Source organism: Microbulbifer sp. ARAS458-1, assembly GCF_045348205.1.
In the GTDB taxonomy this organism is placed as follows: domain Bacteria; phylum Pseudomonadota; class Gammaproteobacteria; order Pseudomonadales; family Cellvibrionaceae; genus Microbulbifer.
Genome location: NZ_CP155838.1, coordinates 1,957,388 through 1,978,273, shown reverse-complemented (window position 1 = coordinate 1,978,273; position 20,886 = coordinate 1,957,388). Strand labels below are relative to the sequence as shown.

The following is a 20,886-nucleotide window of genomic DNA, read 5'->3' as shown; positions in this document are numbered from 1 at the left end:
ACAGAAGAAATTCGGAACACCATAAAAAAAGCCCCGGGGCTACCGGGGCTTTCGAGATTAACTTAATCCACAAACACGCGCGCATTGCGGAACAGGCGCATCCACCCCGAATCCTCTTCCCAATCGTCCGGGCGCCAGCTGTTGCTGACCGCGCGGGCAACACGCTCCGGGTGCGGCATCATGATGGTCACGCGGCCGTCCTCGGAACACAGAGAGGTAATACCATTAACCGAACCATTGGGGTTGGCCGGATAAGTTTCGGTAATCTGCTGGTTATTGTTCAGGTAACGCATCGCAATGGTGCCGGACTGCTCGCAAGCCTCCAGCGCCTTCTGATCCGCAAACTCCACACGCCCTTCACCGTGGGCAACCGCCACCGGCATATAGGAACCCGCCATCCCCTTGAACAGCACAGACGGGGAATCTTCCACGCCCACCAGCGCAAAGCGCGCCTCATACTGCTCGGACAGGTTGCGTACAAAACGCGGCCAGTGGCCAGCCCCCGGAATCAGCTCCTTGATCACCGAGAACATCTGACAACCGTTACACACGCCCAGGCCAAAAGTGTCCTTGCGGTTAAAGAAGCCTTCAAACTGATCGCGGGCGCGGTCATTGAACAGAATGGTCTTTGCCCAGCCCTCACCGGCGCCGAGCACGTCACCGTAAGAGAAGCCACCGCAGCCCACCAGGCCCTTGAACTGATCCAGTTCAACACGACCGGCAAGGATATCGCTCATATGCACGTCGATGGCGTTAAAGCCCGCGCGGTGGAAAGAGTACGCCATTTCCACCTGGCTGTTCACGCCCTGCTCCCGCAGGATGGCGATCTTCGGGCGTACACCTTTCTTAATATACGGCGCGGCAATGTCTTCGTTGACGTCATAGGACAGTTTGACCGACAGGCCCGGGTCGTCCTTGGCACTCTTGGCGATTGCGTCAAACTCCTGCTTGGCGCAATCCGCGTTGTCGCGCAGGGATTGGATGCGATAGCTGGTCTCGCTCCAGATCTGTTGCAGCTCCGCTCGGCTGCGATTGAAGATATCATTGTCTTCAAACGTAATCCGCAGGCGTTCGGTTTCGTTCAATTCACCAATGCGATGCGCAGGTACACCCACCGAGGCAAACCGCATTGCCAGCATATCCGCATCGGCGCTCGGCACCTGAAGTACCGCACCCAGCTCCTCATTGAACAGAGCGGCAATGGGATCGTCACCCAGGTCATAAATTTCCACATCGATACCCACGCGACCGGCAAAGCTCATTTCTGCAAGTGTCGCGAACAGGCCACCGTCTGAACGGTCGTGGTACGCAATGACCTTTTCCTCTTCAAGCAGCTCCTGCATCACATCGAAGAAGCCTTTCAGGCGCCTGGCATCGTCCAGATCCGCCGGCTTGTCCCCTACCTGGCCGTAGACCTGTGCCAGACAGGATCCCCCCAGGCGGTTTTTGCCCGCCCCCAGGTCCACAAGCAGCAGCTCGCTTTCGCCCTTTTTCATTTTACGCAGCTGCGGGGTTACCACCTTGCGCACGTCGGTAACCGGGCTAAAGGCCGAAATCACCAGAGACAGCGGCGCAGTCACCGCTTTCTCCTCACCACCATCATTCCAGGCAGTGCGCATGGACATGGAGTCCTTGCCCACCGGGATGGTGATATTCAGTTCCGGGCACAGTTCCATACCTACCGCTTCCACGGTGCGGTACAGTTTCTCTTCCTCACCGGGGTGGCCAGCGGCACACATCCAGTTGGCGGAGAGTTTGATATCGGAAAGTTGTTTGATCGGCGCGCAGGCAATGTTGGTAATAGCCTCACCCACCGCCAGGCGACCCGAGGCCGGCGCGTCCAGCAGCGCCACCGGGGTGCGCTCGCCCATGGACATGGCTTCACCGGCAGTGCTGTCGTAAGCCACGGTAGTGACCGCGCAATCTGCCACCGGCACCTGCCAGGGGCCGACCATCTGATCGCGACTGACCTGACCGGTTACGGTACGGTCGCCGATGGTGATCAGAAAATTCTTGCTGGCGACGGTGGGCAGGCGCAGAACCCGCTCAGCGGCTTCGTCCAGTTTGATACTGCTGGTGTCGAAGGCGGTGGTTTTCACTTCCACCTTCTCAGCGGTACGGTGCATCTTCGGCGGTTTGCCGAACAGCACGGACATGGGCAGGTCGACCGGCTTGGCGTCGAACTGCGTGTCATTCAGGGTCAAGTGCTTCTCGCTGGTGGCTTCACCCACCACCGCGAAAGGCGCACGCTCGCGCTCACAAATTTTCTCAAAGCGCGCCAGGTCTTCCGGCATCACCGCCAGTACATAGCGCTCCTGAGATTCGTTACACCAGATTTCCAGCGGGCTCATGCCCGGCTCGTCGGAGGGCACATTGCGCAACTCAAAGCTACCGCCGGTTCCGCCGTCTTTCACCAGTTCCGGGAAGGCGTTGGACAGGCCGCCAGCACCCACATCGTGGATAAACGCGATGGGGTTCTTATCCCCCAGCTGCCAGCACTGGTCGATGACTTCCTGACAGCGGCGCTCGATTTCGGGGTTTTGACGCTGCACTGAAGCAAAATCCAGATCTTCAGAGCTGGAGCCACTAGCCATACTGGAGGCTGCGCCGCCACCGAGGCCAATCAACATGGCCGGGCCACCCAGTGCAATCAGCTTGGCACCGGGCTTGAACTCCGGCTTTTCCACATGTTCCTCGCGGATGTTGCCATAACCCCCGGCCAGCATAATCGGCTTGTGGTAGCCACGGCGCTCGCCGTTGAAGTCTTCTTCAAAGGTCCGGAAATAACCGCAAATATTCGGGCGACCGAACTCGTTATTAAACGCAGCCCCACCGATCGGGCCCTCGATCATGATGTCCAGCGCGGTCACGATGCGCTCGGGCTTGCCGTAATCCACCTCCCACGGCTGCAGGTGACCGGGGATCTGCAGGTTGGACACGGTAAATCCGGTGAGGCCCACTTTTGGCTTGGAGCCGCGGCCCACGGCGCCTTCGTCGCGGATCTCACCGCCGGCGCCGGTGCCTGCACCAGAGAAAGGCGCGATCGCAGTCGGGTGGTTGTGGGTCTCCACCTTCATTAAGAGGTGAATGGCTTCCTGGCTAAAACCATATTCCTTGGTTTCCGGGTCTGGGTAAAAACGACCGGCTTTGTGGCCAACCACCACCGCGGCGTTATCTGCGTAGGCGGACAGCACATCTTCCCCGCCCTTGCGGTAGGTGTTCTTGATCATGCCGAACAGGGAGTGCGGCATCTCTTCGCCATCAATGGTCCAGCTGGCATTGAAGATCTTGTGGCGGCAGTGTTCCGAGTTCGCCTGGGCGAACATCATCAGCTCTACATCGGTGGGATTGCGTTCCAGTTCTTCAAAACTGGTCAGCAGGTAGTCAATCTCGTCTTCCGCCAGGGCCAGGCCCAGGGTGACATTCGCTTCCACCAGCGCATCACGGCCGCCACTCAGCACATCCACACTACCCATCGGGCGCGGCTCTTCCACCTGGAACAACTGCTCTGCGTCACCTAATTCGGTGTACACGGTTTCAACCATGCGGTCATGCAGTTCCGCGGCCAGCACCTTGCGTTCAGCGTCGGTTAATTTCACACCGGTAAGATAGTAAGCAACACCTCGTTCCAGGCGGTGGACCGCAGTCAAACCCGCATTGTGGGCGATGTCGGTTGCCTTGGAGGACCAGGGCGAGATAGTGCCCGGACGCGGGACGACCAGCAGCAACTCGCCTTCCGGCTGGTGCTTTTCTTCGGTCGGGCCGTATTGCAGCAAACGCTCCAGCAGCGCCTGGTCCTTGTCGCCGAGCGTTTCGCTGTCGGCGAAGTGAACGAACTCGGCGTATACATCCTCTACCGCCGGCAGTAAGGCACGGAGTTGAGAGAGCAGTTTTTGATGGCGGAATTTCGACAGTGCGGGAGCACCACGCAGAACTAGCATCGCGGGAGTTGGCCTCTTGTCTGGATTTGAGCGCCTGCGGGCGGAAGCATCAGATCGGTTAGGACGTGCCACGCAGGTACACCGGGAATCGGAGCGCGCGCATTGTACCCGAAGCATCGCCGCTCCAACACTGTCAAGCGGGCATCCGGCGGTGAAACACTGCCGGCACCCACGTGAACAGAGTAAATGCGGTCGGATTGGCGCTGGCGGCAACCCGAGATTAGCGAGTGCCACACCGGACCTGACACCGTCCACTACACTGAAAAGTGGATCGAAACAACCCGATCAATCACAAACTCAGGGGACAATTCTGGTCACAATTGGTCAGACTCCTCATATATGAGGTAAAATTGCCGCGCTTTCGCCTGACCCTGTTCAAATAATAGGCAAAGCCCGGCAGCACGTGCGGTAATCAGGAAGGGTGGCAAGTTGATATGCCGCAAATGAATACCGCAGAGGATAGTCGCGAGGCGCAGCGGATCGCGCCCGCAGCAGAGCAAGGATACCGGCCCAGGACCAACCGGATGAAAGGGCTCCGCTCTGCGTATCAATAATGCTAACGAAAGGATTCGAGGGGACCGCCTATGATCATGAAAAGCCGACTGTTGCGATACAGCCGCCGCCTGTTGAAGGGGGTGGCCCTGGCCTGTTGTGCTTCTCTTTTGGTGGCAAGCAAAGCTCCCAGCCTGCTGGAGCAGGTCAAAACGTCGGGCAAGCTGGTTGTGCTGTCACAGAACGGACCCACCACCTATTACGAAGACGCCAATGGCCGCTACACCGGCTTCGAATACGGTATGTTGCGTGAGTTTGCCCGCGAACTCGGAGTGGAGCTGGAAATCCGGGACGTCCACGACCTCAGCCACCTGTTCAGTGAACTGGGCAACCCCGAGTCCGGCGCGCACCTGGCTGCGGCGGGCCTCACCGTCACCTCCGAGCGCCGCGAACAGGTGCGCTTTGCCCCTTCCTACTTCGAAATCCGCCAGCAGGTCATCTATCGTCTGGGCGAACAGCGCCCGCGCAGTGTCGCCGACCTCGAGGGCAAGAATATTGCCGTCATTGCCGGAAGCGCCCACGCGGAACAGCTGCGTAAGCTGTCCCAACGCTACGAAAACCTTTCCTGGGAAGAAATTTCCGATGTGGATGCGATGGAACTGGTGGAGATGGTCAACGAAGGCCAATACCACTACGCCGTTGTCGACTCCAATGCCTATGCGGTTCACCGGGGCCTCTACCCCAACACCCATATCGCGTTTAACCTGACCCAATTTCAACCGGTTTCCTGGGCCTTCCCCAAAGGGGAAGACGACACCCTGTACCGCGCTGCCCGCAACTTTATGTTGCGCGCCAACACCAGTGGTCTGGTGGCGGAGCTGCGTGAACTCTACTTCGGTCACGTCAGCAAAATGAATGTGGGTGGCGCCAAGACCTTTGCCCAGCTGACCCGCGACCGCCTGCCAAAATGGCGCGAAGAACTACAGAAAACCGCAGACAAATACGGGCTGGACTGGGAGCTGCTGGCAGCCCTGAGCTATCAGGAATCCCACTGGAATCCCCGCGCGAAGTCGCCCACCGGGGTGCGCGGACTGATGATGCTGACCCGCGCCACCGCCCGCGAAATGGGTGTGAATCGCCTGGACCCACTGGAAAGTATCGATGGCGGGGCGCGCTATTTCCTGCAAGTGCGCGACAAGATTCCCGCACGCATTCGTGAACCCGACCGCACCTGGATGGCCCTCGCCGCCTACAACGTAGGATACGGTCATCTTGAAGATGCACGAGTACTTACCCAGCAAATGGGCGGCAACCCCGACCGCTGGGCGGACGTAAGGGACCACCTGCCCTTGCTGGCAAAGCGCCAGTACTACAAGAATCTGAAACACGGCTACGCACGGGGCTGGGAGCCGGTGACCTATGTGCAGAATATCCGCCACTACCAGGCCCTGCTGACCTGGACCAGCCGCATCGAGGAACAGCGCCTGGCCGCAGCGGCCGCCAATGACAACGGCGAAGCGCTGGCAGAAGTACCCGCAGCAGAGGCCGCCGCATCCCAGTCGGCCCTTTAGTTCCAGCACGACACCCACTCCCCCACAGGGCGGCCATTGGCCGCCCTGCCTGTTCTCCCTCCCGCCAGCCACGTGGAAGAGGTCACAAATCCCCTCCACCACAGGTGCAAGTCACAAAATTCCTCCTATGCTTATTTCAGCGAACCGATCATTTCGGCGCCATCATCCGATAGATACGAGGAACTCTTATGATTCGTCACATGTTGCTGGTCAGCCTGATGACCACGATTGCCATCACCGGCTGCAGCCGTAAATCTGACTCCCACGACCCGGACACCACCCAGAAGCCTGAGGCCGAAGTGGTTGAGGAAACAACCGTCGTCGAAGAGGATACCAGCGCACCAGACTACAGCGCGCCCTCCTCCACTGGCGACACCGGCAGTGCCAACGACAATACCAGCGACAGCGGCGACGCTAGCGGCACCGCCGGTGACACCGACAGCTCGTCTGCGGAAAGCCCCAACAGTGAAGGCCAGCTGATCTGCAACGCCACGTGGTTCGAGTGGGTGAATTCAGAAGTGATGAAAACCCAGAGTGAGGCCATTACCGAACACTACCCATCCGGTTTACCCCTGGTCGGCTCCGACGACTGGTTTATTGCCATGGATAAACTGACCGGAGGTGACGGCGCTCACGGCCCCGATGGCGGCAGTGATGAGTGGTGCTTCATGATGCAGCAGCGACTCAACAAAACCGACTGACCACCTTCCCAGCCATAAGACATCTGTCAACACCGGGAGAAACCATGAAGAACGTGAAAAATTCCCTGCTCGCCGTTACTCTGAGCGGCTTCGCCGCAGTCGCGGCAGCACAGGCAAATGCCAACGATGAAATGCCTCCCCCCGGCGCCATGGCCCTGTCCAGCCTGCTCACAAAACTCGAACAGCAGGGTTACACTCCAGTGGTCGATGTTTCACTGGAGCGAGGCCGCTGGGAAGTGGAAGCGTACAAAGAAGGGCGAAAATGGGACCTCGAAGTAGATCCCAACAGTGGTGAAATTTTAGAGGTCAAAGAAGATAAAGACTGATCCGCAGCCCGAGGGAGAGCTCTCTTCAATGCCTCCCGCTGACACACCCGATGGCCGAGCACTGCTCCAACAACTGGTGCGGTTGCTCGGCCGCGATGGCGTGATCAGCGATGCTCAGCGCAGCGAGCACTACCGCACCGGTTTCCGCTCAGGGGAAGGCGGTGCGCTGGCAGTGGTGTTCCCCGCAAAGCTTGTGCAGCTGTGGCAGACTCTTCAGGTATGTGTCGATGCCGGCGCCATCATTATCATGCAGGCGGCCAATACCGGCCTGACTGAAGGCTCCACACCCAGCGGCAACGATTACGATCGACCGATCGTGATAATCAATACCCTGCAGATGAACGGTATTCACCTGCTAGGAGAGGGTAATCACCAGGGAGAGCAGGTTGTCGCCTTGGCCGGCGCCACGCTGCATAGCCTGGAAAAACTCCTCACACCATTACAGCGCTCGCCGCACTCGGAAATTGGCTCCTCCTGCCTTGGCGCTTCCATTGTCGGCGGCATCGCCAACAATTCCGGCGGCGCACTGTGCCAACGCGGCCCCGCTTACACGGAGCTTGCACTTTACGCACAGGTCAATGCGGAGGGACGTTTACAACTGATCAATCACCTGGGTATTGACCTGGGTGAGACGCCGCAGGAAATGCTCACCAACCTGGAAAACGGTACCTTTATTCAGGTCAGGGAGCTACCGCACCCCCACAACAGCAGCCGTACACGCATGGCTTCAGATCGGGAATATGTGGAGCGGATACGAGATGTTGAGGCAGACACGCCCGCGAGATTCAATGCCGACCCTCGCCGCCTGTTTGAAACCAGCGGCTGTGCGGGCAAGGTCGCTGTGTTTGCCGTGCGTCTCGATACTTTCCCCATACCCAGGCACACCCGGACATTCTACATCGGCAGCAATGACGCAGACGTTTTTGCACGTCTGCGCAGAGGGCTGCTGACCGAGCTACCCGAAATCCCGCTGCTGGGCGAGTACCTGCATCGCGACATGTTCGACCTGGCGGCGAGCTACGGCAAAGACAGTTTTTACACCATTGAAAAGCTCGGAACCCGCCGCATGCCCCGCTTCTTTGCACTAAAGGGGCGCATCGACGCGTGGCTCGCAAAGCGGTCGTGGGTGCCCCGATATTTCAGTGACCGCCTGTTGCAGAGTATCAGCAAACTGCTCCCCCAGCACTTGCCCAAACCCATGCTGGATTACCGGGAAAAGTATCAGCATCACCTGATCGTAAAAGTCGCGGATAGCAGTATCGAGCCAGCCGAACAGTGGTTGCAGACCTTCTTTGCGGGGACTGAAAACACCGGGGAATTTTTTGCCTGTAGTACCTCAGAGGCCAGCAAGGCCATGCTGCACCGATTCGTCTCTGCCGGCGCCGCCATGCGCTACCAGGCCGTCCACAGTAAACAGGTAGGGGAGCTGCTGCCTCTGGATATCGCGCTCAGGCGCAACGATATGGACTGGGAAGAAAAGCTGCCTGTCGAGATCGCAAGCCAGCTGGAGTATCGCCTCTACTACGGTCACTTCCTGTGCAACGTCTTTCACCAGGATTACATCCTTAAAAAAGGCGCCGATCCAGAAGCCGTCAAAAAAGCCCTGCTCCGGTTACTCGACCGCCGCGGGGCTCGCTACCCGGCAGAGCACAATGTTGGCCATCTTTATCAGGCGCCCGACGAACAAAAAACATTTTTCGAACAGCTCGACCCCACCAATACCTTCAACCCCGGTATCGGGAAAACCGACAAGCACCGCCGCTGCTGCAACTGCGGCTGACCTGCCCTAAAACGGTCATCAATTTGGTTTTCATGGCGTTCCACATTACCAATAACAGGATAACGGTAATTTGGGGAACACCATGCTGTACGCCGCAATCAAAGACAAAGCCTTAGCCAGGCTTTCGGTCGTGGCCACCCTGGCCATCATATTGACTCCAGGCCAGCTTAACGCTCAGCAACCGGGCCCATTCACCGCCCAGGACTTTCGGTATTCCGGGCCCGTATCGGGCATACCAATTCCACCACACCTCTACGGTCCGGACCTGGATGGAGGGACACCTTCCGAGATAGACCTGAGCGCGGGTGCAGTGCGGATGCGCCTGCAACGATTGGGGTTTCACACTTTTGACCAGGTTCAGTTTCGCAACGGGTACTGGAATGTGGTGGCCTATCACGGTAATAAAAAACGCCAGCTGACGGTAAACCCGACAACCGGCGCTATTCGTTCCGACAGGCCCTACTGCAACAATCGCTGTAACCGCTATCAAGCCAGTGAAGAATTCTAATCGTCCCCGGCAATGGCAAACAGCAGATCGCTGAACGCGCTGTTCGCGGAGAGTGAAGCGGATTCTTCCATGGTGTGATAGCCGGTCGTAGGAACCTGCAGGGTCGTCCCCTGCACAAACCCGGAAGACGCACTCACTATTCGCCCGAGTTCCGTACTTCCGAACGACTGTGGCTCTTGCCCCTCCGCGACTGCCTTTTTATTTTGTGCCTCGATATAACTGTCTTTGTAGCTGTAGCGGATCCCCCGGGATTCACATAACTGCGCCAGGCGTTCGGTGGTACCCGGGTGAAACTGGGCGTTCGCATCTCTACGACGCAAAACCACCTGTTGGGCGTCGGCACTGGCGCGATCCGGGTAAGGGCTGGTGTCCACCACGATCAGCTTGTCGGTTCCGCCATTGAAACGGCGGAACCATTCCAACAGGTAACGCCAGCTACTGCCAGATTCTTCCTGGGCGGTGAAAAATGCCGTGCCCTGAAAGCCGAGACTGTACAGGTGCACCAGGTGGGCCGCAGTCAGTACGTTGTCCAGCTGTGCGCTGAGAATGCCGTCGTTGATCTCCAGCCGATCAGTGAATGCAACCGGCGTTCCGGCAACGAGGTGCTCCAGGCCGGCAACTTCAAAAATAAGGTTATTGCGGTAGCCGCAGACGTAAGCGCGACGGATAACACCAGAGCCAAAATAGGAGCCGGACCAGGGCTCGTAAGCTGTTACGGTGACACCCTGGAAACGATCGACGATTTTGGTCATCAACTTTTCCGACACGGAATTACCCAACAGGTCGGAGCGGCGTCCGGAGACAAAAGCGGCGTACTGGAATTCGTTGGGGCCGGTACAGATAAGGCCATGACGATCTATATGGGCAGAAAATTTGGCACTATTGGGACGTTGCCCCTGAGCGACCAGAAGGCCCTCGTACCAAGTAACGTGCGCACCCCGCTCTTCCAGCTCGCGCTGCAGAACCCGGAAAAAAGAGTGCTCCGCCCCTACCACACTGGGGCTACGCACCAACAGTTTGAGCAGGTCGATAAATTGTTCGGTCTGTTGCATGGGCTGCAGGCTCCGCTCGCTGCCGTGGGATATTTGCGGAGTATATCCAGCAATTTCGCCAATGAGCGACCGTTTTTTATCGCTACTGCATTACCCGCTTCAGAAACCCGTAAACCCGCTCCGCAGTCGGCGTGAACCAGGGCTCAAATAGCCAGTATGGGTGCGGCGCATCCACGTGGGTCATTACTTCCGTAACAACACCAGCTTCACTCAAACGCGCTATATATTGATCCCGCCCGGCGTGAAAGCGCGGGTGGCTGCTGTTGACAAACAGCGTGGGGGGAGCGCCAGCACCCGCGTACTCAAGTGGAGAAGCCTGTTGCCAGAGATCCGGCACATTCTCGTAACGACCACCGAACCAGGCGCCCGCCGCCGAAGGTTTTTTGCGCGGATCGTCCTCATGTTGCAATGCCATGGGCGTAGTGAAACTGACAATGCCGTCCAGATTGACAATAGCCTGAACCGAGTCTTTACCCGCGGACTGTACAGTTTCAAATATGGGCAAGCCCGGGGTTACCCCCACGAGCGTGGCCATTTGCCCACCCGCAGAGGCACCGATGACGGCGAGGCGCTCAGGGTCAATGCCGTAACGACCCGCCTGCGCCCGCAACCAGCCAAGCGCAGACTTAACATCCTGTACACCCGCCGGGTAACGGGCTTCCGGCGACAGGCGATACTCTACCGTCGCGGTAACAAATCCCCGGTTGGCGAGATATCTTGCCATGGGTTCCTGCAGAGTGCGGTTACCAGAACGCCAGCCGCCGCCGTGAATGAACAGTACAGCCGGTCGTTCGGACGCGGGCTGCCCCCCCTCAGGAAGGAAGAGATCCAGATGCAGAGCGCGCGACCCGACGCGGCGATACACCAAATCCCGTAGGACTTCAGTACCCTGCCCAGGCGCCACCCGTGCAACTTGAATGTCTGGATGAGTCTTGCGGGTTTTGTTAAAGGCGGATTGAATGTTAAACGAGTCGTCGAGCGAAATTCTGACAGCCGGCTCGGCTTGCTCTAGCAACTCGCGCGATAACCGCGACAGCCAGGCATCTACATCTTCCGGTACCGCCAGGGAACGGAATACCGGCACCTGCGTGGGGTACCCCTCGACCGAATCCTGACTATCAATAATACGCCCCTGTCCCGCCATTACCTGCGCGATAATTCGTTGATCTACCGCATCCCGCTCGGCGGGCCGGGCACCGACGGTTGTCAATAGCTCGCGAGAGAGCATCTCGGCAGGTATCGTGCGCAAGCCCTCGGGCCAAAGTGGTTTCTCCTCCAGCCGCCGAATATCCCCCTGTACGATATTCATCGGCTCGCCATCGAGGTTCCACACCAGGTTATCCTCTAGATAAACATCCCCCTGATAGGACACCAGCGCGAGATCACTGTAAGTGTCGCGCCCGTACTGCAGGACATTGCCCACAACCGCGACCCGCGGATTCACCGGCGCCGCGTCAACATCCCGCCATTCGTCTTCGATATAACCCAGCTGAATTGCCGCAGAGCCCGGGTTGTAAATCAAATTGTTCACAACCACACCGGTGGTATGCGCCTTGAAATACGGATTGCGGCGATCATTGTTGGCAAACAGATTGCCGACCACCGCAACGTCACGCACAAAATCGTGTACGAGCAGCCCTTTAGAATGCTTGCCTTTTCGGTGGGTTGAGTAATCCAATCCCTCGGCGATGATTGAGTTGCTGATCGTAATTTGTCGGCTGGTGGCGTCAGGCCCATCCGTGCGCGCCCCAGAGGCCGACATATTCTCGTCAACGGCCCAACTGGTGGAGCAATGATCGATATGGATTCGATAGGCATTTTTGCCCGAAATACCAATGCCATCCGGAGCCCAGCCACTGCGGGCCGGTCGGCCGACATCGCCAGGGCGCACGCGGAGGTGTTGTACTCGCACATCGTGTGTGCGGATACTCAGGCCGCCCCGAATCAAGGTAATACCCGGGTTTGGCGCAGTCTGCCCGGCCAGGGTAAGAAACGGCTCGCTGACCACAATATTTTCCCGGTCGAGGTCGATGACACCACCCACTTCGAACACCACGATACGGGGGCCAGACTGACCCAATGCCCACCGCAGTGAGCCCTCCCCGCGATTCTGCAGGTTTGTCACCCGAATGATCTTACCGCCACTGCCCCCGGGGGTATCCACCCCGAAGCCGGCAACCCCTTCCAAGTCGATACCGGCCAACGCCTGTGAACAACCCATCAGAAACAGCACGATCAGCGCCCAGCGATCGAATTCCCGTCTAACCATTTTCATCATCACCTCGATTTATTTTCATTATCAGAAGGCTGACCAATCACCCAAAAGTCAGGCATTTTGGACTTACCAAAATACCCCAATCAGAACCTGAATTTCAAGGCACCCTCTCCCATCCTTGTTCCGGGGCCACCTTTGGCCTTACCGAAACATCAAAGCACCCGCCGGCAAGCTGCCGGATAAAGGGGTATACGGGGAGAGGGGATGCGGGGATACAGGTTGATAAGGGACCGGTAAAAGAGAACCGGAGAGGAGCGATAGAAAGTAAGACGGTGCGGCAAATACGACAGCAGCGAAGAAACCACGTGAGAAAGAAAAGCCGATCGACTCGTTACGCAGCTCACTGACGGGTTGGGAGAGGATCAATCGGACACGGGAGCTGGTAAATGGGGGCGGGCACGCGCTGATGCCGGCCCTGCCCCCACAGGCTCAGGGCAGTTTTTTCTCTCCCTGCTGAATATCTTCGGGCTTCTCCACATGGTGCTCGGCAGTTTGCGTGGACTCCTCGATGGGCGCACGGCGTAAGATCAGAAAACCCGACACCCCCGCAATTAGCGAGGCCAGCAACACCCCGGCCTTGGCCTGTATGAGCAATTCGTTTTGGCCGGCAAACGCGAGCTCCGCGATAAAGATCGACATGGTAAAGCCGATACCACCAAGTAGCGCCACGCCAATAATATGGTGAAAGGTGGACGATTTCGGCAGTTCGCCCCAACCCAGCTTCCAGCCTATCCAGGTTGCTCCGACGATACCGATCAACTTGCCAAATACCAGACCACAGATCACCCCCAGTGTCAGTGGATTGAACACCGCTGCTGCGCTGGTAAAGCTGTCAACAGGAATGCCGGCATTCGCCAACGCAAAGATTGGCACCACCACGAACGCAACCGGAGTATGCAGGCGGGTTTCCATCCGCTGCAGCGGCGACTGCACCAGGTGAATACCATTGTCCAGCGCGGTTACCCGCGCACGCAGTGCATCGTTCGCAATAATCTTATCGCCGGGGCGGAAGCAGCGATCAAAACTGCGAATAATATCCTTCACGAAAGTACTGAAAGCCACCGGGTCGTATTTCGGCTTGGCCGGGATCGCCATCGCGGTGATCACACCCGCCAGAGTTGCGTGCACCCCGGTTCTGTAGAGCGCGTACCACAACAGAATACCCACAAAAATGTACCCCGCGGAGCGGCGCACACCGGCAAACTTCAGCAGCCAGAGCATACCCACCAAAACGCAAGCCGCCATCAGAGCGGTAGTGTTGACACTTTCCGTATACCAGATGGCAATTACCAGAATTGCACCCAGGTCATCCACAATCGCCAACGCCACCAGGAACGTCACCACGGCCCGCGGCACCCGGTTACCAAGGATGGCGATACAACCCACCGCAAAGGCGATATCCGTGGCCATGGGGATACCCCAGCCACGCTCCGACGGCGTGCCGCCATTCATTAAATAGAAGATCAGTGCCGGAACCACCATCCCGCCAATCGCGGCCATCACCGGTAGTACCGCATGCTTCATCTCGGATAGCTCGCCGACCAGAAACTCCCGCTTTAATTCGAGTCCGACCAACAGAAAGAAGATGGCCATCAGGCCATCGTTGATCCAGTGGTGGAAGCTCATGGACAGGGACCAGTCACCAAAGTTGTAACTGACCGGTAAATGCAGCAGGTGTTTGTAGGCTTCCTGCCACGGGGAGTTAGCAATGATTAACGCTACCACCGCGCAGATCATCAAGAGCACACCACTACTGCTCTGGCGGTGAATAAACTCTTCAAAGGGCGTTACCAGTCGGCCGAAGGCACTCTCCAGTGGCGCTTCAAATACCTTGCCCTTGCGAATCCTGAATTTACTCAACACATTGTTTGCCATCTAACGCCGACTCCTAATATTCAGTTTCGCTATGTCACTTGCCTGGGCACAGACGTCGCGCGTCTTCCCAGTCTTGGGGGCAGAGGTTAGCATGGCAGTCATTTCCTCCTCCAGATTTTCAAAACTATAGTGCGATCCATGATCCGTCTCGACTTATTGTTGGTCCAGCAAGGTCTGGCCAGCTCCCGAACCCACGCGCGCAAACTGATTGATGCCGGCCGGGTACAAGTGGCCGATGCTGGAGGCCAGCGATGGCAAATCGTCAAAAAACCCAGCCAGACCTTGAGAGAGGACACTCAAGTCCTCGTCGAGCCACTACCGGAAGACCAGTACGTGTCCAGAGCTGGCCTGAAACTGGCTGGCATTCTCGATCATACCGGCCTGGATCCCAGCGGGTGGCACGCCCTGGATGTGGGCTGCTCCACTGGCGGCTTCAGCGATTGCCTGCTGCAACGAGGGGCAGCACTAGTGGTCGGCGTGGATGTCGGCCACGACCAACTGGCCCCCACCCTACGCCAGGACCCGCGCATGAAATTGTTTGAGGGGCTGAATGCCCGCCACCTGACCAGCGAGCAGGTATCCCCCTGGGGGAACAACGGATTTGACGCCATCGTCATGGACGTGTCATTTATCTCTCAAACCCTGATACTGCCTCAATTGCCCCCGATGCTAAAACCGGGTGGTGAGCTGCTAAGCCTCGTAAAACCGCAGTTTGAAGTAGGCCCGGAAGGTATTGGCAAAGGTGGCCTTGTAAAGGACTCCAGTCTCTATTGCGGTGTTCAGGAAAAAATATACGCCCTGTGTACGCAACTGGATTTACAGGTAAGGGATTACATTGAAAGCCCGATCAAGGGTGGAGATGGAAATCGGGAGTTTTTGCTCTGGGCAACCCGCTAATGACGCCCACCCTGCCACTGTGCTAGCGCAGAATGGCTTCCAGCTTGGCCTTGAAGCCAGGGCGGGCAACTTCCGTTGGCGACGTTCGGCGCAGCGGACGTAGCACGAGGTTGCCCTGGCAGTTCGGACACTCTTGATTCAACGCTGCCGTGCATTCGGGGCAAAATGTGCATTCGTATGAACAGATATAGGCTAGGTCAGAAAGGCCCAGGGGCGCGCTGCAACGTTCGCAGCTAGCTTTCATTTTCAGCATCGTATTCCTTCAGGCTCGCAATTCATAGCCCGCTGCCAGGGTTGTGACGGGGTGACGTCAAAGCCGTACCCGGCCCACGCCATCACGGTGAGCCGAGTTATCCCGGACATGGGCCAACTACTTCATAGGCAGGCTGCGCCGGCAAGTCTGTGGCACGGAATAGATTACTCCGCCTCCAGCTGCTTGTCCGTGCGGGCCGCCATAATAAAATCATTCTTGTGCAAACCACCGGCTTCGTGGCTCCACCAGGTCACAGTCACCTTGCCCCACTCAGTGAGCAGCGCGGGGTGGTGACCAACCTCTTCCGCAATCGCGCCCACACGGTTAGTAAACGCTAACGCCTGCTTGAAGTTCCGAAACTTGAAAACCCGCTCCAGTTGCATCACATCATTACGAACCATAGGGGTCCAATCCGGAATTTCGCGGATCAGGGTTGCCAATTCCTCATCGGATACCAGGGGGGCATCAGCCCGGCAGGCCTCACAGGCCTGCGCTGCCAGCTCGGTCATATCTGACTCCTCTGTGCACAGTACTTTATTGGTAAGGTCGAATCGTGGCACTCCGCCACAAATTCGCGATGTGCCACTTTAGCCGCCGCCCGGATATGGCACAAGGCGACCTGGATCACACAAAATAGTGTGTGGATAAAAAGTTACTCACAAGACGACTGTGCTAGGTTTTCAACAGATTCCATCAGAAATTCGAGAACATCATGAAACGACTGACCACAGCCATATTTCTGGCCACCTTCATTCACGGCTGTGGACAAAAAAGCGCGCCAGCTTCGACGACCGAGCCCAACGGCCAGAGCCCGCAAACAGAGCAACACAGAGCTGGAAAAAATGAGCTCAGCAAGGCCCCAGCCCCAAAGTCGAACATCGATGAAGAAACCTTTGAGCAACTCAGTAACCAGCTGATCGAGCGTATGTGGCACCTTTTTCCATCCTGGGCGATCAGCAACGGATACTATAAAGTCGCCTCTCAACTTGAAGTGCCAGACACTCACTATCGCCGGGAAGTCCTCAGTTTCGCGAGAAGCTCACTGAACCAGTTTTCCGGATTTGCCCCGGACAAACTCAGCCCCAATGCGCGTACCGACCTGGCGCTAATCGTCAACTTCCTGAATGAGACCATCTGGAAACTGACAGAGTTCAAGCCCCATGAGTGGAACCCCGCAGACTACAATGTTTCCCACGGGTTCGCACTGATCCTGAATACCGATTACGCACCACTGGACGATCGCCTTCGAACCTTCAGTGAACGCCTGTTGAAAGTACCGGCTTACTACGCCGCCGCCGAAAAAACCCTCAGCAATCCAGCCTCACCACAACTCATCCTCGCGATTCAGCAGAACGAAGGTGCGCAATCTGTATTTGGTGAGGAACTCGAGAGAAAACTGGCACAAAGTGGTCTCAGCGATCGTGAAAAAGAACAGTTTGCTACTCGCCTACAGGCCGCTCGCCAGGCTATCGATGAATATGTCGTCTATCTGCAAACGCTACACGCGCAGATGGAACAAGCCGACAGCTTCCGCGATTTTCGTATCGGAAAAGAGCGTTACGAGAAAAAGTTCAAATTCGATATACAGATCAGCATGAGTGGTGAAGAACTCTATAACCGTGCCATGAAAGAAAAAGACCGGCTTCACCTGAAAATGGACGAACTCGCCGACCAACTGTGGCCTAAATACTTCCCGGATGAAAAGCGTCCAGACGACATACTTGAGAAAATTCATAAGGTGCTGGAAAAGCTTTCCCTGAATCACGCAACCAAGGAAACATTCAAGTCAGAAGTAGAAAAACAGATTCCGGAACTTGTCGCCTTCGTCAACGAGAAGGATCTCGTTTCCCTGGACCCTAAAAAGCCTCTGGTCGTGCGTACTACACCTGCGTATATGCGTGGATTTTCAGTGGCATCAATCAATGCACCAGGCCCTTACGACAAGAATGCCAACACCTATTACAACGTGATGCCTGTGGAGGAACTCCCGGATGATCGGGCAGAGAGCTTCCTCAGAGAATACAACACCTACTTAATGCAAATACTGAACATCCACGAGGCGATACCCGGGCACTATACCCAGCTTGTGTATGCCAACCAGTCTCCCAGCCTCATTAAAAACATCCTCGGCAATGGCGCCATGATTGAAGGTTGGGCAGTATATACCGAACGTATGATGCTAGAAGCCGGCTACGGGGATTTTCAGCCCGAGCTGTGGATGATGTACTACAAATGGAACCTGCGCACAGTGGTCAACACTATCCTGGACTATTCAATTCAGGTCAAAGGCATGAATGAAGAACAGGCAATGGAATTGATGATGAAACAGGCATTCCAGCAAGAAACGGAAGCACTGGGAAAATGGCGACGCGCGACACTGAGCCAGGTACAACTTACCAGCTACTTTGCTGGCTATATGGACATCATGGAATTACGGGAAGAAATAAAGCAAAAACTGGGAGAAAAATTCAATTTGAAGCAATTTCACGAAAAATTTCTGAGCTACGGAAACGCACCTGTTCCAGTAATCCGGGAACTGATGCTGACGGATATCGAATCGTAAATTCTCCTTCGATCAATTCTCGAGCCAGCGGCGCGCTTCGGTAATAACGGTTTGCATGCGTTTTTGAAACCCCTTTTCGCGCCGCCCACACAGGTACAAGGTCTCACTTACCGGTGTGGGAAGCTGATGAACTCTGATCCGATCCCGCTTAAGAAACGCCTCCACTGCGTAGACTGGTAAAACCGTAAAACCGAGCCCTCTACTGACAGGCTCGAGAATAAGACCGACCTGGTTCGAAAAACCGCTAATCAGAAACTGATCGCAATGCTGGAACTGCGGAAAATTTGGCGCAAGTAACAGGTTGGCGTGATGGCGCCCATCAGGATGATCAATAAAACCGAGTCCCATCAAATTGTGCCAATCTGGCTGTGCAACACTTGCGGGAGTTACCAGTAACAAGCTCTCTTCGGCAATAGGCTGGCACAAGACCTCCGGCAGGGAAGACTCAGAAGTCATAAACCCGATATCAACCCTGGACTCGGCAATTGCCGCCTCTACTTCGGAATTAGGAGCAAATCGGTAATCGATAACGAGTTTCGGGTACTCAGACTGTAAAGCCAATAAATTCCCATACAACTTGAGCCCGACACTTCCCGGGGACATTACCCTAACCAGTCCCTCAAAGGGCCTATCTTCCTGAACCTTTTCCTCCAAACCCGAAAGAGCCAACAAAATGCCCTGCCCCTCCGCATACAGCTTTTCACCAGCATACGAGACGGAAAACTTCTTACCATCCCTTACCAGCAACTCAACACCGAGCTGTTCTTCCAGTTTACGCACGTGCTGACTGACCCCGGATTGCGTCATATGAAGCCGCTCGGCCGTTCGAGTGAAATGGCCAACCTCAACGAGAGTACAGAATGTATACAGCCAGGATATGTTAATCATTACAAATAAAGATCATATCAATTCAAAATGATAATTATAGATTATTAAAGTGCCACTGTAAGCTTGCACTACTTACCAACAGGAGGGCACAAGATGACCAACACCTACCCTAGAAACTTCTCACATATTGGGATCTCCGTACCGGACCTTGAGCAGGCAGTCAAATTCTATACCCAAGTGATGGGCTGGTATCTCATTATGGAGCCCACCCAGATCACAGAGGACGACAGCGCAATCGGAGAAATGTGCACCGACGTCTTCGGCGCAGGCTGGGGCAGTTTCCGAATCGCACATCTGTCAACCGGAGACCGGATTGGCGTCGAGCTTTTCCAGTTCCCGAACCAGAAAAACCCGGAAAACAACTTCGAGTACTGGAAGACCGGTATTTTCCACTTTTGTGTACAAGATCCAGATGTCGAAGCGCTTGCAGAAAAAATTGTCGCCGCGGGCGGCAAGCGACGCATGGAAAAGCCTAGATACTACTACCCAGGCAAAAAGCCCTACCGCATGATCTATATGGAAGACCCATTTGGAAATATTGTGGAAATTTACAGCCACAGCTACGAACTGATTTACAGTGAGGGCGCCTACTAAACCCGCGACTGGAATCCTGAGTTGAGCATAAGCCGCCAGGTTTGAGCGCGCAACTCAGGATTCTGCCGAGGAGAGACGTATTCGACTTACCGAGCAACCCAAAGTACTAATGGGAAGATTGAAGTAAGGAAACAAGAAGGGGCATCGCTATCTCACTTATTTAGCAGTCCTCAAAGTCACTATATAAGTCTGAGCCATTGATACTCTGCCAGCGCCCACGCTTTTTTCGCCAACTCTATGTTTACCCCATTCTTTCACTACCGGCTTCAATGCCACCCTGCATTCAGCACCAGAGAAACGGCTTTTCTTATTCTACACATTAATGCCGCGCTCAGCCGCGGACAACTTTGTGCACTTTATGCACGATAATGGGAGCGCAGCAACTGTGTATAAAGTGCACAAAGTTATCCGTCGGCTGCAGCTCCTTGTTAAATGCCTCCGGACCTTGAGCCCCCAGCCAATGGTTGATTTTCGGACAAGGCCGGCCTAACATAGGAATGCGCATATAAATGCGCATAACTTGGAGCGCCGCTATGACCACTCTTTTTGACGCAAATGCCCCAAAGAAGGCAACAAATCTCAGCATAAATAGTGACTTGTTGGTCAAATCCCGATCCATGCACATTAATTTATCCGCGACTTTAGAGCAAGCGCTGAGCCAGGAGCTCGCAAAGCGGAAAGCTCAGAAATGGAAAGATGAGCATAAAGCCGGAATTAAGGCCTACAACGAATTTGTTGAAGAACATGGTTGCTTCGGCGATGAGTTTAGGAATTTCTGATGCCGCAGTTCGACGTATACAAAAACCCCAGCAAGGCAACGCAGAAGACTTTTCCTTTTATCCTGGATATTCAGCACGAGCATATTTCTGATATAGGAACAAGAATCGTGCTCCCTCTCGGCCGGTTGCAATATTTTAAAAATGAAAATCTTGGGAGGCTTACCCCCGTAATTGAATATGAGGGTGACGAGCTAATCTTACTCACCCCACAGATTGCCTCCGTGCCAACGGATAGACTAAAAAACCCAATCGGTACACTCGAACATTTTCGAACAGAAATATTAGCCGCTCTGGATTTTGCTATTACCGGCATTTAACGAGCCTGTAGAAAAACAACTCCCGGCAGTCGTCGCCTCAAGGCTCTTTTCTCGTTTACATACTGACCGCCATT

17 protein-coding genes are annotated in these 20,886 nt (G+C 55.8%); 10 read left to right on the top strand and 7 right to left on the bottom strand.

Going from position 1 to position 20,886, the window contains the following annotated elements; translation table 11 throughout:
* Positions 1-62 precede the first annotated feature (62 nt).
* Positions 63-3,941: a phosphoribosylformylglycinamidine synthase gene (gene purL, locus AAFH99_RS08165; protein WP_406829140.1), complete on the bottom strand. Its 3,879-nt coding sequence runs from the start codon at positions 3,939-3,941 to the stop codon at positions 63-65.
* 584 nt (positions 3,942-4,525) lie between these two features.
* On the opposite strand from purL, the gene mltF reads away from it, so the two are divergent.
* The 5 genes from mltF (at position 4,526) to AAFH99_RS08140 (ending at position 9,319) form a co-directional block, all read left to right on the top strand.
* A complete protein-coding gene (gene mltF, locus AAFH99_RS08160) occupies positions 4,526-6,004 on the top strand; it encodes a membrane-bound lytic murein transglycosylase MltF (protein WP_051686994.1) in 1,479 nt (492 codons plus the stop codon).
* Between the two features lie 188 nt (positions 6,005-6,192).
* Positions 6,193-6,705: a hypothetical protein gene (locus AAFH99_RS08155; RefSeq protein WP_406829139.1), complete on the top strand. Its 513-nt coding sequence runs from the start codon at positions 6,193-6,195 to the stop codon at positions 6,703-6,705.
* 44 nt (positions 6,706-6,749) lie between these two features.
* Positions 6,750-7,031, top strand: a complete 282-nt coding sequence (locus tag AAFH99_RS08150) for a PepSY domain-containing protein (protein ID WP_043317120.1) — start codon at positions 6,750-6,752, stop codon at positions 7,029-7,031.
* A gap of 28 nt (positions 7,032-7,059) precedes the next feature.
* Positions 7,060-8,811, top strand: coding sequence for a D-lactate dehydrogenase (gene dld, locus AAFH99_RS08145; RefSeq protein WP_043317122.1), 1,752 nt, complete (start codon positions 7,060-7,062; stop codon positions 8,809-8,811).
* Between the two features lie 82 nt (positions 8,812-8,893).
* Entirely contained in the window at positions 8,894-9,319 is a 426-nt protein-coding gene (locus AAFH99_RS08140) for a hypothetical protein (protein WP_043317124.1), read from the top strand.
* Here the strand turns inward: AAFH99_RS08140 and AAFH99_RS08135 are convergent.
* The 3 genes from AAFH99_RS08135 to nhaA all read right to left on the bottom strand — a co-directional run bounded on the left by AAFH99_RS08135 (position 9,316) and on the right by nhaA (position 14,521).
* Positions 9,316-10,371, bottom strand: coding sequence for a peptidase M42 (locus AAFH99_RS08135; protein WP_043317126.1), 1,056 nt, complete (start codon positions 10,369-10,371; stop codon positions 9,316-9,318). The two genes, AAFH99_RS08140 and AAFH99_RS08135, sit on opposite strands and share 4 nt — an antisense overlap.
* A gap of 82 nt (positions 10,372-10,453) precedes the next feature.
* A complete protein-coding gene (locus tag AAFH99_RS08130; protein WP_406829138.1) occupies positions 10,454-12,640 on the bottom strand; it encodes an alpha/beta hydrolase fold domain-containing protein in 2,187 nt (728 codons plus the stop codon).
* 435 nt (positions 12,641-13,075) lie between these two features.
* On the bottom strand, positions 13,076-14,521 hold the full coding sequence (nhaA, locus tag AAFH99_RS08125) for a Na+/H+ antiporter NhaA (RefSeq protein ID WP_051686995.1): 1,446 nt from the start codon (positions 14,519-14,521) through the stop codon (positions 13,076-13,078).
* A gap of 138 nt (positions 14,522-14,659) precedes the next feature.
* Between nhaA and AAFH99_RS08120 the strand changes: the two genes are divergently transcribed.
* Entirely contained in the window at positions 14,660-15,418 is a 759-nt protein-coding gene (locus AAFH99_RS08120) for a TlyA family RNA methyltransferase (RefSeq protein ID WP_043317128.1), read from the top strand.
* Positions 15,419-15,440: 22 nt separating this feature from the next.
* Here AAFH99_RS08120 and AAFH99_RS08115 read toward each other — a convergent pair whose 3' ends face one another.
* Together AAFH99_RS08115 and AAFH99_RS08110 are read right to left on the bottom strand one after the other, a co-directional pair.
* Positions 15,441-15,662, bottom strand: a complete 222-nt coding sequence (locus tag AAFH99_RS08115) for a DUF1272 domain-containing protein (RefSeq protein ID WP_231491727.1) — start codon at positions 15,660-15,662, stop codon at positions 15,441-15,443.
* 173 nt (positions 15,663-15,835) lie between these two features.
* Entirely contained in the window at positions 15,836-16,180 is a 345-nt protein-coding gene (locus AAFH99_RS08110) for a 4a-hydroxytetrahydrobiopterin dehydratase (RefSeq protein ID WP_043317130.1), read from the bottom strand.
* A gap of 203 nt (positions 16,181-16,383) precedes the next feature.
* Here AAFH99_RS08110 and AAFH99_RS08105 point away from each other — a divergent pair, with 203 nt between their 5' ends.
* Complete coding sequence (locus AAFH99_RS08105; RefSeq protein ID WP_406829137.1) at positions 16,384-18,234, top strand: DUF885 domain-containing protein; 1,851 nt, start codon at positions 16,384-16,386, stop codon at positions 18,232-18,234.
* Positions 18,235-18,246: 12 nt separating this feature from the next.
* Here AAFH99_RS08105 and AAFH99_RS08100 read toward each other — a convergent pair whose 3' ends face one another.
* Positions 18,247-19,122 carry a LysR family transcriptional regulator gene (locus AAFH99_RS08100; protein WP_406829136.1) on the bottom strand — a complete coding sequence of 292 codons (876 nt, stop codon included), beginning with the start codon at positions 19,120-19,122 and terminating at the stop codon, positions 18,247-18,249.
* 93 nt (positions 19,123-19,215) lie between these two features.
* Between AAFH99_RS08100 and AAFH99_RS08095 the strand changes: the two genes are divergently transcribed.
* The 3 genes from AAFH99_RS08095 to AAFH99_RS08085 all read left to right on the top strand — a co-directional run bounded on the left by AAFH99_RS08095 (position 19,216) and on the right by AAFH99_RS08085 (position 20,812).
* Positions 19,216-19,716, top strand: a complete 501-nt coding sequence (locus AAFH99_RS08095; RefSeq protein ID WP_406829135.1) for a lactoylglutathione lyase family protein — start codon at positions 19,216-19,218, stop codon at positions 19,714-19,716.
* 533 nt (positions 19,717-20,249) lie between these two features.
* A complete protein-coding gene (locus AAFH99_RS08090; protein WP_406829134.1) occupies positions 20,250-20,495 on the top strand; it encodes a type II toxin-antitoxin system CcdA family antitoxin in 246 nt (81 codons plus the stop codon).
* On the top strand, positions 20,495-20,812 hold the full coding sequence (locus AAFH99_RS08085; RefSeq protein ID WP_406829133.1) for a CcdB family protein: 318 nt from the start codon (positions 20,495-20,497) through the stop codon (positions 20,810-20,812). The genes AAFH99_RS08090 and AAFH99_RS08085 overlap by 1 nt, the downstream gene beginning before the upstream one ends.
* Positions 20,813-20,886: the final 74 nt, after the last annotated feature.